The following is a 13,614-nucleotide window of genomic DNA, read 5'->3' on the forward strand; positions in this document are numbered from 1 at the left end:
TTTTATCTGATTTCTTTCAATAGGTCGAAATGTTAAGTTTGTGTAACTTTATTTCTTTTGTAATCCTTTAACCAATTTTTTTACAGCTTTTACATAAAAAGCGCATGTAATTCTTAAACCACATAAGGCATTTAAGAACATGGAAGGAATATTAAATGACCTTAAATTTCTTATATGGTCAAAAATTTAAGATTGCATTTCCTTAAATAGTTTTTCCACATCTTCTACTTTAAAAAGCTGCGTACCTTCGTTCATTGTCGCGGCAGTTCCACAACAAACGCCTATTTGGATTACTTCTTTTAGGGATTTGTTTTGTGACAACGCCCAAACCAAGCCGCCAACCATGCTGTCGCCAGCACCAACCGTACTTTTCTTTTTTACTTTTGGTGCCGCTACGTATTCGGTTATGTCTTTTGAAACTAAAATAGCACCATCAGCACCAAGAGAAACTACGACAATTTCGGCTGCCCCTTTTTCTATTACGTTTTTTGCTGCTTTTTCAACATCAGCTAATTCCAATCGTTCAACACCCATGAGTTTTGCGAGTTCGCCAATATTGGGCTTAATCATATAAACACTCGTTTCTAGCACTTTTTGTAATGGTTCTCCAGAAGTATCTACAATTACTTTTATGCCCGAAGCTTTGGCTGTTTCGGCTATTTTTTGATAAAAATCAGTTGGTAAACCTTCGTTCAAACTACCGCTGATGACTAAATATTCGGCTTTTAAGGTTGAGACCATTTCGATTATTTTATCTTTTTCATCTTCCGAAAATTCATTCCCTGGAAACCCAAATCGGTATTGCGATTGAGTAGTGTTTTCAAAAGCGATGAAGTTTTCTCGTGTCCAGTTTTTGGTTTTTATAGCAATGCTTTCAATTCCTTCTTTTTTGATTAATTCTTCTAACATTTCACCCGATGAACCACCCGAAGTAAACACACAAATTGAGCTTCCGCCTAGTTTTGAAATGGCTTTTGAAACATTAATACCTCCGCCACCAGCATCATACCTAGGGCTTTCGCAGCGTATTTTTTGTTCTGCAATTAGTCCGGTGAAATGGGTTGATTTGTCTAGAGATGGATTTATCGTAAGGGTTACTATTTGATGGTTGTTCATTTTTATTTTTTGTAGTTTTTCAAGAAGATGAAAAAAGGTGAAACCTACGTTTCACCTTTAGTTTTATATCTTCATTCTATTATCGTCACTTTGAGTATCAATTAATTTGTTATACGGATCAACACCAACTTCAAGTGGTTTTTCTTTTACAATGAGTTTTATTTGATTTTCGATACCTGTTACTTTTACTTTCTTTAAATACAATTCTTTGTCGCGCTTTTTGTTTTTTAATGTTTCTTCGCTAAAAATACCGATTTCAATATAATCATTCAACGGATACGATTCGGTTGCATACTTTTTCCCTTTTTTGGTAATTTTAAGCGTTTTCCCGAGATTATTTGTAAACGTTCGCTTTCCTTCTTCGTTGGCTTTATATTTGGTAATATCAAAATTGATGGTTACCTCATAGCTGCCATTTTTTAGTTTTTTGGAGAATGCCTTTGTTATTTTATTATCATATAAAGTGATGGTTTTAAACATATCGTCTATTACATACTTCAAACTATCGGGTGTGGCTTGGTTCAAATACGATACAAACTCAATCGAATTGGTATATGGCGCTTCTTGATAAGCCACTTTTTGAATATATGCTTTTATAGCATTATTCATTTTTTGTTCTCCAATATAATCACTCAAAGCATAAAGCACCAACGAACCTTTGTTGTAATGAATATACTGCTGGTTTTCATTAAACATTAAGGGTTGTTCTCTGTCACTTTCAAAAGTTCTTCCTTGTAAATATTTATCTAAAGCATCTTTTAAGAAACGTCGCATTTGTGATTTCCCGTACGTATGTTCCAAAACTTTCAGCGAACTGTATTCGGATAAACTTTCGGAAAGCAGGGTGGCACCTTGAACATTGGCACCAATTACTTGATGAGCAAACCATTGATGCGCTACTTCGTGCGAAGTAACCGAGAAAGGATAATCTACCGCATCTGGATTTTCATCATCAACGGCGGCTATAAATCCGATGGCTTCAGAAAAAGGTATGGTGTTAGCAAACGACTGAGCAAACATTCCCATAGTATTTGGAAATTCGATTACTCGAACTTGCTTATGCTGATAAGGACTGAAATTTTTTGTGTAATAACCCAAGGATTTTTTAATAGCCGAAATCATTCGGCCTACATTATAGTGATGTCCTTTATGGTAATAAATTTCAATATTGACGTCGTTCCATTTGTCACGTTTTACTTCGTAACGTGCCGAATTATAGGCGTAGAAATTGAGCATCGGACGATCCATTTTGTAATGAAAATAATTTCTCCCCTCTTTTTTCCATTGTTTTTGAAGATATCCAGGCGCAATGGCTATTTGGTCGCCTGCCGTACTTACTGTGGTTTCAAACTTTATCCAATCTGAATCATTGCTTATATACGTATTTTGTCTCGCTATTGAATCGGTTGGAAATGGCATTCTATCTTTAGGTTTCAATCCGTACTTTTTACGCAAATCGTCATCGGTCAATTCTACATCAGCATTATAGCCAATTCTTGGAAAATTTTGATTATTTAAGAATGTCCCGTTTTCGAGAACAGGAGAATTGTCTTCTAGAATTGTATTAGGATCATTTTTTAATTCAAAATTTAATGTTATCGTTTCGCCTGGTTGTAAAGGTTTTTCCAATCGATAGATATTAAAATTATAGACGGTATCCTTTGAAACCAATTTTACTTTCGTATTGAAATCGAGTTTTGTTTTCTTCATATAATCAACAAAAATGGTATCAATAACTACCGATGATTTATTTTTAAGAATATAGGTTCCTTTGGCTACATAATTTCGTTCTTTTGGATACAAATCCAAAGCCACATTGATAGCAATAATTCTTGGTTGTGGTGTATTTTGGTATTTTTTATATTTTTTCTCCCAATTTACCATTTCCAATTCAACTTCTTGGCCAGTCTTATTTTCGTTTTTGATATTGTCATAATAATAAATCGTACTCCCGATAGAAATAAACCCGACAAAAGCTATTAGCATTGACATAGCCAAAGGTTTTGTCAATCGTTTTTTAGCATCCGAAATTCGGCCGCGAACCGATTGCCCTAATCCACGGACATAAAACAACAAACTGATAATAAACATTACAATTCCAAGTAATAACCAATACGTTTTATAGAGAAAATACTCGTTCAAACGATGTCCATAACCATTCATATCGGAATAGGAATAACCTGTATCGCTATTAAATACAAAAATTTGCTGTTCGATACCAAATATTGGAAGGAAACTTAAACCTATTGACAAAATCATAAGAATGAAAAAGCCTAAAAGGTAATTTTTTAATAATGATTGAATAAAAACAGCTAACAATGCCCAAACGACACAATTAATTAAAATCAATACATAAAGTTCAAATAAATAATGTCCAATTTCAAAATCAAAAAACCCATTTGAGGCCTGATAAATTATACCAGAAACCAAAACGATAGACAACAATATCATTTGCATTTTTACAATGGCAATCAACTTAGATAAAAGAAACGTCCAGTTTTTGGTGGGAGTTGCATCAATCAAAAAGTTCATTCGGGTGTTTTTAACACGATGAATGATTATTCCAGCAAATAAGAAAGTCATCAAATTGATAAAGGTGCTAAAAACGCCTCCTGCAAATTGAAGCATTTGCCAAGTCACAGGATAGGTTTCAGTTCCAAAAATAGTTCCTGAGAAATTTAACGTTATAAATGCAAACAACAAACCAACGATTACAACAGCAACAAATATCCAGTTTTTAACCATAAACTTAAAATCAACATTGGATAAACTCCAAGCTGTTTTAAGTTGCTGAACAAAAGAAAAATCAAAGGAAATTTTCGGCAAATTAATTCGTGTGATACTGCCAAAATTGTTTTTGACTACTCGCTCCTCGTTTTTACTTTTTTGCCAAGATGGCGCTGTTTGTGAAAAAGAAAAAGAACGATAAATCAATGCGAAAATCAAAAGAGATATTCCAAACCAAATCAATCGATTATAAATTAAAGCGCCTTCAAAAGGTAAATCGTTGGCATTTTTTTCAAATACGGTCCAATACTTTGTATAGTAATTCAAGGCATCGGAACCAAATGGATCAAATAACGAAATCAAATATTTATTTTCAGCTTCTTCAGTAAAATTGCCTAAAATACCTTGTATGAAAAACAATCCAATGACTGATATAAATCCAACCACAACATTTCGTGTAATCGTTACTACCGAAAAAATGATAACGCCATAAAACAAAATATTAGGTATTATAAAAATTAGATAACTCTGCCAATACGCTGAAAACTTATGTGGTCCGAGTAAATCTGGATTTACACTTGGCAAAAAACAAGCGGCAAATGAACCCAATCCGGCACAAAAGGTTATTAAAATTACAACTGTTATTGAACTCAAAAATTTACCAAACATATATTCGCTTTTGGTAAACGGATAGGAGAACAATATCGTATGCATATTGTATTTAAAATCTCTATAAACAGATGCGCCTACGATGGTTGGCAACAAAAAATAAATAAACAGCGACAATCCGTTCAACATACTGTTGATGGCTATTGGAGAATTAGAATAAGTATTGGATACCGTAGTCGTTTTAAAACTATCAAAAACACCCAAAGAACTTGCCATTAAAAACAAGGATAGTGCAAAGAAAATTCCGCAAAAAATATAAAAAGTGGGGTTTTTAAGCCATCTTTTTAGCTCGAAAGTAAATAATGTTCCAAACATATTATTGATCCGATTTTAGTGCAACAAAATAAACATCTTCCAGTTGGGGTTGGCAAATTACAAAGCTCTCGCTTGGCTTTTCATCGCTATACACTTTAATATTGAGTGTATTGTCATCATTATAATTTGAAGAAATTACATTAAATTGATTTTCATTTTGTTCTAATTCTTCTCTGGTTATTGCTTTTGTCCAAATTTTGCCCATCAAGCTTTCAGCTGCACCTTTTGGTGTATTTTGGGTTAATATTTTTCCGCCGTTGAGTATCGCCATTTCGTTACACAATTCTTTTACGTCATCAACGATATGGGTAGAAAAAATAACGGTATTGTTGGTTCCAATTTCTCTTAAAACATTTAAAAAACGATGTCTTTCAGCTGGATCAAGACCTGCGGTAGGTTCATCAACAATAATCAATTTTGGATTGTTTAATAATAATTGAGCTATTCCAAAACGTTGTTTCATTCCGCCCGAATAACCACTAACATATTTTTTTCGAACGTCATACAGATTTGTAACTTCCAAAACTTCTTTAACAATAGCATCGCGTTCTTTTTGCAAGGATATTCCTTTTAGACGGGCAAAATAATCGAGCAAACTTTCTGCAGACATATTGGGATAAACGCCAAACTCTTGTGGCAAATAGCCTAGCACTTTTCTCAATTCCATTTGATTATTAAGAATATCAATACCATCAAAAACAATAGAGCCAGAATCAGGTTTTTGTAAAGTGGCTATGGTTCGCATTAAAGAAGATTTTCCGGCACCATTTGGCCCAAGCAATCCAAACATTCCAGTTCCTATTTCTAAATTAAGATTATCTAGTGCTTTAACACCATTTGAATATGTTTTTGTTAAATTGTTTATCTGCAATTTCATACTATGTAATTTAATAATTTTTACTACTATTTGTATTTAGAAAATAGGTTTGTTACACAATAAAGTTAATTTTTTAAAAATACTAAATCTGAAACCAATAAAACAAAAAATCTAGCATTAAAAACTTTGTACCTTTGAAACCATAAAATATGTAACAAAAAATATTGACTTTAGCGCTTACGCTTTTCCAAAAAAATCATGTTAGAAGATAAAACACCACAACGCACTTCACTTTCACAATTGGGAGAATTTGGACTTATAGAACATTTAACCAAAAACTTTGATGTAAAGCAATCCTCAACCTTAAAAAGTATAGGCGATGATGGGGCTGTTTTGGATTTTGGGGATAAAAAAGCAATTGTTTCTACCGATTTATTAATTGAAGGTGTGCATTTTGACTTGTCCTACATGCCGTTACGTCATTTGGGTTATAAAGCCGTGGTGGTGAATGTTTCGGACATTTGCGCGATGAATGCTAGAGCGACTCAAATTACGGTTTCTGTCGCGGTTTCTAATCGTTTTCCGCTGGAAGCTTTGGAAGAACTTTTTGACGGAATAGCATTAGCAGCCAAATTTTATAATGTTGACGTGATTGGTGGTGATACCACTTCGTCTCAAAAAGGATTGATCATTTCGATAACCGCAATTGGAGAAGCGAATGCAGAAGATATTGTTTATAGAAATGGCGCAAATGAGGGTGATTTATTAGTAGTTACAGGCGATTTAGGTTCGGCTTATATGGGATTACAAATTTTAGAACGTGAAAAGCAAGTGTTTCAAGTAAACCCAAACAATCAACCCGACTTGGATGGCTATTCGTATTTGATTGAACGTCAGTTAAAACCCGAAGCGCGGCATGATATTAGGGAATTGTTGCATAAATTAGATGTGAAACCAAGTGCTATGATTGATATTTCGGACGGATTATCATCTGAGATTATTCATATTTGTAAACAATCTAAGTTAGGATGTAATTTATACGAAGAGAAAATTCCGGTTGATCCTCAATTTATCAATGTTTGTGAAGAATTTAATATCGATAGTACTACCGTTGCCATCAATGGTGGAGAAGATTATGAATTGTTATTTACTATTGCCTTAGAAGATTTTGATAAAATAAAAGCCAATCCAAACTTTACGGTAATTGGCCATTTAACACAAGAAAGCGAAGGTATTCATTTGATCACTAGAGCAAATACTAAAATTCCGTTGAAAGCGCGCGGTTGGGATGCCATGAATGAATAAGTAAAAAGCGATACCCGAAAGCACCGCTTTTCTCCCTGAGTTTCATAAATTAAGTAATAGTACAAAGCGTCTTACTGCCATAATCTACTAGATTCCCCTAAAATCTTTTGCTAAGTTAAGGGTAGTATTTTGATTGGTTGTTACGGTTTCCCGTAATATCGTTAAATGACACCTTTTGTTTTGGCTTCATTAATCAAATCGATGTCATTTCCTTCTTTTACCTCTAATAGTTCTCCGATATTAAGTTTACGTTTTTCGATAGCACTGAACGAAAGTGGGATATAGAGTGGTAAATCTTTTGTTTTTACTCCTTTTGACAAATAAAACAAAATTTGTTTATCAAAAGCGTCTAATTCGATATTGTTATACTGCGCTTGACTTACTAATTTGATTACGGTTTGGCTGTAATAATTTTCGTTGTTCATGATTTTATCAAATGCGAAAATCAATTCGTCAAACGTCAAATCATTTTTTATCACCAATCCGCTTGGATTGATGGTTTTGATGATGTTGTTTATTTTGAGCAATTCGGTATGCATGGTTAACAGAATAATTTTGCAGCGAGGCATTTCTGTTTTCATCAGCATGGCTAAATCTTCGCCCGAATAAATTCCTTTTTCGGCATACTCTGGCATGCTGATGTCAAAGAAAGCCACATCAAAAGGCGTTTTTGATTCCGTAATACTTTCGTATCCCGATTTACAATTGTTTGCTCGAGTTATTACAAACTCATATCCTTGTTGGCTGTATTTATCTAAGGCATTTTTATACGCCTGAATAATAAATGGATGGTCGTCTACGATTAATATGTTCATTCGGTTTGTCATGATTCTTCTACACTTGGTTTTTTGGTTTCTATGGGAACTGTAATTACTATTTTGGTTCCGTGGTCTTTTTTAGAGCTGATGTCTATAATTCCTTGACAATCTTGTGTTCTTGAAATCATGTTTTGCATTCCAATTCCTTTGCTTTTTTTGTTGACATCAAATCCAATTCCGTCGTCCTTAATTTTTAAATACACATTTTCAGCATCTCCGCTAATGTCAACCTTAATATTCTTAGCATTGGCGTACTTATTAATGTTTTGTAAACCTTCTTGCAAAATACGATACAGGTTAATTTTGACGGCATTTCCTATTTTATCCCAATCTAGTTTGGTGTCAATTTGGTAATCAACATGTGCCTCATGCAATGATTTTTGCTCTTCTAATAAATTATGAACGATGGAAACAAAGTTATTAATTAAAACCAATTTTTCTCTATTTAAATCATGCGAAATTTCACGAATATCTTGTTCGATGGTTTTTAACTGATTTAACAATTCCTGTCTTTTTTGAGGTGCATCGGTATCGGTACTCGAGTTTAAAATGTCTAAGTTGAGCCGCAGTCCAAACATTCTGCCTAAAACACCGTCGTGCAGGTCTCGCGCCAGTCGTTTCTTTTCTTTGTAGCGACTTTCATCTATAATAGATTGCTGCGACATCATGAGGTTAAAGATTTCCTCGTTGGCTTTTTGCTGGTTTTGTTTGAAAAGTAGTTCTCGTGTTCGGGCACGTTGTGCTCTTACGACAAATAATAATGAGGCTAAGATTACGGTGGTTACAAAAACGTAGAGGAGGTTGCGGTTGCGGTCTTCGAGGACGTCTTTTTCTTGGATGATTTCGTCGGTTTCGAGGGTAATACGATTGAATCTGTCTTTAGATTTACGTTCAACAATTTGAAGACTATCACTAATTCTGATGTATTCTTTAGAATATATTGAGGCATTTTTTATATCAACAATTGATGCTTGTTTTAATGCTAGTACAATATTACCAGGTATTTTTGATTGTTTCGAATGACTTAATGCTTTTTGAGAATATTCTATTGATAATCCTTTATCTCCTTTTTTTTGATAATATTCCGAAATATGAATATAACTTCCAATAATAACAGTAGGGTCGTTTAATTTTTGCCTTATTGCCAATGCGTCAAAAAATAGTCTAGGGAGTTCTTTAAAATTTGAACTCTGTAATCTAGAATAGGCAAGGTTATCAATTAAAAGTGAATATAAGTCCGGATCGTCTTTAAGAATTTGTTTGTCTTTTAAACCTTCTTCAAAATTAGTTATTGCTTCTTTATATTTATTTTGCTTAATATACAGGTATCCCAAATTATTGTAGCAAACCGCCTCTTGATGTTGTGTGTTTTGTAAATTAAACTTTCTAACCGTTTCAAGTGCTTTTGTATGATAAAAAACAGCTTTATCATACTCTTTAAGTTCATTATAAACTAATCCTAACTGATTTAATGTCCCATATAAATTATTTTTATTCTCTGAATCTTTGAAAATTGAATATGCTCTTGTAAGAGATAATTCAGCCCCTAAAAAATCACTAGCCAAGTATTGTACTACTCCTTTGTTTAAATAAATATTAGCTAATACCTCTTTTTTTTGATCATCTATTTTAAAATATACCTTTTCTGATTTTGAAAAATAGATAAATGAACTATCGAGGATGTTTTCATTTTTATAATAGAATGCCCTACTTCTATATGCTTTCCCTAAATTTATACTATCTCGTGAAGCTAGAGAATTCTTGAGTAAAACTTTGGATGAATTGTTAAAACCATCTTTAATATCAAAATTATAATACTGAAAAACAATATCGGAAAGCAAATTACGGCTTTCTTTAGTGTTTTGGAGTTTATACGTTAAACTGAAAGCTCTGTTTAGAAAATTTATCCTTTGTGCATCAGAATATTTTTCCTGTTTTGACAAGTTGTAATAATAAAACCCTTTCTCTGAAATTGTTTTTTCAGAAAATATGTGAATCTTCTTTTTTGTACAACTTAAGAATAAAACTATAATAAATATTATAATATAATTTACTTTCAATATTAAATAGTGTTTCAACAAAAGTAGTAAACATACTCAATAAAAAAACCACTAACTTAAATTAGTGGTTTAATTATATAAAATTTAATTTTCTGTTTATTTACTCCCCGTCCCTAAATCACCAGGTATGCTTTTACCGCCAATATTAAAACTTTCTTTACCTGTTCCTAAAGTACCAGGTGTACTTTTACCACCAATATTAAAACCTTCTTTTCCTGTTCCTAAAGTACCAGGTGTGCTTTTACCACCAATATTAAAACCTTCTTTACCTGTTCCCAAGGTACCAGGTGTACTTTTACCACCTATTTCACTTGGTGTTGTAAATGACGTAACTACAAGCATTAAAGCTAATAATCCGAATGTTGTTGCTAATTTTTTCATAATTGAGACTTTTTATTTTAAATGTTTTTTTTCGTTTTGTTGATGTGTGTCATTCTATTGATTTGAGACAATGCGACACTTTCACGATGTAAAACTAAATAGGATGTGTTTGTCAATCCCTATGAATAAAGGGGTATATGGTAGAATGGTGCCGTTTGATAGTGAATGATAGCCAAATGCGAGTGGATGGTTTTTGAGAAAATGACTTATCGGACCAAAAAACAGGTAAATCCTGAGGTTGCTAAAAATGATATTGGGGATGAAAACGGAAAATCTGGGTGGATGACTATTTTATGCAGGAAGAAATTAATTGGTGCTCATCTACTATTTGAATGACTTATTAATAGGAGTTCGATATCCCTTTTGAATTAGTATATCGTCAAATCGAGTGTTTTTAATAGAATGCCATGGAGTTGAAAATGTATCGAAATATAGTTAGGATTCTCAAAACACGTCGCTTCGAGTGCGAAGCGTATCGTGAACATGGAAAATTTCATTAAAAAGGGTTCTAGCTTACGCTCAGTTCGCCTTCGGCTCGGGTCGATACATTTTATGTATATCTCGTCTTTTGAGACAAGATATACATAAAACGAACTGACGTTTTCAAATATAATATTCTGTAGGTTACACTACATTACTGGAATCGCAATATTGATGGAAGTGCTTTTGTTTTTTATTGATTGAATAACACAGTTACCGTTAAGGTTATCCACTCGTTGCTTGATGTTTTTGAGGCCAATACCATCCGTGTTGTTTTCGGGGTCAAATCCTTTACCATTATCGGTAATAGAAAGGCAAATATTTTGCTCGTCTAAAACAAAACTAATCACTACGTTTTTGGCTTTAGCAAATTTATTGATGTTGTGCGTGGCTTCTTGAACAATCCGAAACAGATTCATCTTAATGGTACTCGATATACTACTCCAAGAAATCGATTCCTCTATTTCGAGTCTACATTGGGTTTTGGGATAAGCTGAATTTTGTGTGTTTAGAAAGTCGTTCATTAGGGTTGAAAAACTATTTCCAATTACAATAGCTTCCTGTGACAAATCGTGCGTAATGTTTCGTATTTCCTGTTCTATGTTGTAAATCTCGGCAATATGCGGCACGCATTTCTCAATAGTTTGTGCGTCCTTTTTATACTTAAGCACATCCAAATTGAGTCGCGTACTGGCGAGTTTGTTCATAACACCGTCGTGCAACTCTAGAGCAATACGCTTTTTTTCATTTTTTCGTATTTCTTCTTCCTTACTTTTTTGAGTAAGCATGAGTTCGTAAATTTCTTCATTGGCTTTTTGTTGTTCTTGGAGCAACTGTAGTTCTTTTTGCTTGTTTCGTTGACGAGAAATAACAAATAATAGTGAGAGAATTAGGATTATGACACCTGATATACTGCTAATAAACCATTTTTGATTGATGGCTTTTTCTTTTTCTTGGGTGATTTCGTTGGTTTCATATGCTATTCGCGCAAATCTATCCCTAAAATTGCGTTCTGCCATTTGCAAACTATCGCTAACTCTTATGTATTCTTGAGCATATTTTGAAGCATTAGTATTATCTACTTTTATTAATTGTTTTAGACTTTCTAGAATATCATAATAATTATTATACTCCTTAGATAAATTTAAAGCTTTATAAGCTGATTTTATTGCTTTTTTATTATCATTTATTTTGTCATAATATTTAGAAAGGTATATTTGATTATAATTTCTGCCATTTGGACTATTATATCGGTTAAAATAATATTCTGCTAAATTGAATTCCTTTTCTAATCCATCATACTCTTCTTTTTCTAATTTAACTAATGCATTTAAAGAGATAGCTCTTGAATAAGTATTTGGATGAAATAATAATAAATTTTTATTTTTTAAGTTAAAGTTTACATATTTTGATGCACTATCATATTGCTTTAAAAATAAATAATTTTGTGACATAGAATTATAAACACCACTATTACCTTTTAATTTGTTTAAAGTTTTCTTGTAATATTTTAACGCTTCTTCATGATTATTTAAAGAAGATAAATTATCTCCAATATTCAACAAAGCTATATATTGAAATTTAGTTAAATTTTCCTTTCTTGATAATGCTATCATTTCAATTGAAGTCTTATTACTTCCTAAAAAATCTGAAGCAAAATATTGTGTTGTCGCTATATGATCCATTACTTTTAAAACATAATCTGTTCTTTTTAAAGCTTGAAATATTTTTTTTGACTTAAAAAAATATATTATCGCCTTTTCATTTTCTGATATTGCCATATAATACAATCCTAAATTTCTATTGGCTCTACCAATATTTAAAGAATCTTTGCCTTTTAACGATAAAACCATTAACTTCTCGGCAGTTAATTTAAGTTCTTTGTTTTTAAATAAATTAGAGTAATTGCAAGTAACATAATTTAAATAATATCTAGTAACACTATCATTCTTCTTCAAATCAATCATAGAATACGCTTTATCGTTATACTGTATCCTTTTATCAAATGCGACATTATAATTCCCCGCCAAATCCAAATACTTCTTAATAGAATCATTGGTGGCTTTATCAGTAGTATCCATAGTTTTAGAGGTACAGCTACTCAGCAGTACTACAACCATGCTTGTTAAAAATAATAGTTTCATCATAAAATAAAGTTATATAAATAAATTGGGCTCCAGCAAAAGCCAGAACCCAATTTCCCACAATTAAATGAATTATATGCATTCACTTAGTCTTCTGTCAAACAGTTTCTTTATCCAATAGTGGCGGCAACTAGCATGGCTTTTAATTTTCTTGCCGCTTCAGAAGTTGTGGCTTCTGTGCAATTGGTTTTTATTATTTCTGAAAGCCGTATTCGTGTCGCTCCGATTGCTATTTCTAGTTTGAGTTCTACAATTATTTCACAGACTTCTTTTTTATTGGTGAAATCAGCAAAATCAATCTCTTTACTAATTTCATCTACCTGCTCGTTTAGATCGTCCAAAGAGGTAAACTTGTATTCGATACGCTCTTTATTAAAGGACACTACTATGGAACCACTTTTAAAATCGCATTGCTGGTCTATTGTTTGTTTTTCCTGAGCCTTTGCTTCGAATAGGAAAGTAACCATAACCATCAAACCCAATAGTACATTTTTCATGTATATAATTTTAATTGTATCGGTCTTAGGTTTTGTGTCGTCGAATTTTTAAAACCTAGACTTATTTACTGTCTAATACAATTACTGTTATTTGATGTTGTAAAAGTAAACGCCCTATTTTACATTTTGGTACACAAAAAGTGTACATTTTTATAAATTTTAAAAAAAGTTGTTTTCTTTATTCATCTTTAACCGTAAATACCACATCGTCTTCAAATTTGTATTCGCCTTTCTTATAAATTTCTTTATTGGCTAATACAATTTCGTACGTATAAATGCCTTTTG

10 protein-coding genes are annotated in these 13,614 nt (G+C 32.5%); 2 read left to right on the forward strand and 8 right to left on the reverse strand.

Features of this window, described 5'->3' with window-relative positions; genetic code table 11:
- Positions 1-186 precede the first annotated feature (186 nt).
- The 3 genes from ACIQ2L_RS02085 to ACIQ2L_RS02095 all read right to left on the reverse strand — a co-directional run bounded on the left by ACIQ2L_RS02085 (position 187) and on the right by ACIQ2L_RS02095 (position 5,704).
- The gene (locus ACIQ2L_RS02085) at positions 187-1,116 is read right to left on the reverse strand and encodes a 1-phosphofructokinase family hexose kinase (protein WP_396155938.1); all 930 of its coding nucleotides are present in this window, start codon (positions 1,114-1,116) and stop codon (positions 187-189) included.
- A gap of 63 nt (positions 1,117-1,179) precedes the next feature.
- Positions 1,180-4,827 (reverse strand): M1 family aminopeptidase, encoded by a 3,648-nt coding sequence (locus ACIQ2L_RS02090; protein ID WP_396155940.1) that lies wholly within the window; start codon positions 4,825-4,827, stop codon positions 1,180-1,182.
- Between the two features lies 1 nt (position 4,828).
- Complete coding sequence (locus ACIQ2L_RS02095) at positions 4,829-5,704, reverse strand: ABC transporter ATP-binding protein (RefSeq protein WP_396155942.1); 876 nt, start codon at positions 5,702-5,704, stop codon at positions 4,829-4,831.
- A 198-nt stretch (positions 5,705-5,902) separates the two neighbouring features.
- Between ACIQ2L_RS02095 and thiL the strand changes: the two genes are divergently transcribed.
- Complete coding sequence (gene thiL / locus ACIQ2L_RS02100) at positions 5,903-6,949, forward strand: thiamine-phosphate kinase (RefSeq protein ID WP_396155944.1); 1,047 nt, start codon at positions 5,903-5,905, stop codon at positions 6,947-6,949.
- 161 nt (positions 6,950-7,110) lie between these two features.
- Here the strand turns inward: thiL and ACIQ2L_RS02105 are convergent, their stop codons facing one another.
- The 3 genes from ACIQ2L_RS02105 to ACIQ2L_RS02115 all read right to left on the reverse strand — a co-directional run bounded on the left by ACIQ2L_RS02105 (position 7,111) and on the right by ACIQ2L_RS02115 (position 10,208).
- Complete coding sequence (locus ACIQ2L_RS02105) at positions 7,111-7,764, reverse strand: response regulator (protein ID WP_396155946.1); 654 nt, start codon at positions 7,762-7,764, stop codon at positions 7,111-7,113.
- A gap of 8 nt (positions 7,765-7,772) precedes the next feature.
- Positions 7,773-9,710, reverse strand: coding sequence for a tetratricopeptide repeat protein (locus ACIQ2L_RS02110; protein WP_396155948.1), 1,938 nt, complete (start codon positions 9,708-9,710; stop codon positions 7,773-7,775).
- Between the two features lie 213 nt (positions 9,711-9,923).
- On the reverse strand, positions 9,924-10,208 hold the full coding sequence (locus ACIQ2L_RS02115) for a hypothetical protein (RefSeq protein WP_396155950.1): 285 nt from the start codon (positions 10,206-10,208) through the stop codon (positions 9,924-9,926).
- 186 nt (positions 10,209-10,394) lie between these two features.
- Here ACIQ2L_RS02115 and ACIQ2L_RS02120 point away from each other — a divergent pair, with 186 nt between their 5' ends.
- Positions 10,395-10,544, forward strand: coding sequence for a hypothetical protein (locus ACIQ2L_RS02120; RefSeq protein ID WP_396155952.1), 150 nt, complete (start codon positions 10,395-10,397; stop codon positions 10,542-10,544).
- A gap of 293 nt (positions 10,545-10,837) precedes the next feature.
- On the opposite strand, the gene ACIQ2L_RS02125 is transcribed toward ACIQ2L_RS02120, so the two are convergent.
- Together ACIQ2L_RS02125 and ACIQ2L_RS02130 are read right to left on the reverse strand one after the other, a co-directional pair.
- Positions 10,838-12,835 carry an ATP-binding protein gene (locus ACIQ2L_RS02125; protein WP_396155954.1) on the reverse strand — a complete coding sequence of 666 codons (1,998 nt, stop codon included), beginning with the start codon at positions 12,833-12,835 and terminating at the stop codon, positions 10,838-10,840.
- Positions 12,836-12,942: 107 nt separating this feature from the next.
- A complete protein-coding gene (locus ACIQ2L_RS02130) occupies positions 12,943-13,329 on the reverse strand; it encodes a hypothetical protein (protein ID WP_396155956.1) in 387 nt (128 codons plus the stop codon).
- Positions 13,330-13,614 lie beyond the last annotated feature (285 nt).

It is taken from the genome of Flavobacterium sp. (assembly GCF_044369455.1).
In the GTDB taxonomy this organism is placed as follows: domain Bacteria; phylum Bacteroidota; class Bacteroidia; order Flavobacteriales; family Flavobacteriaceae; genus Flavobacterium.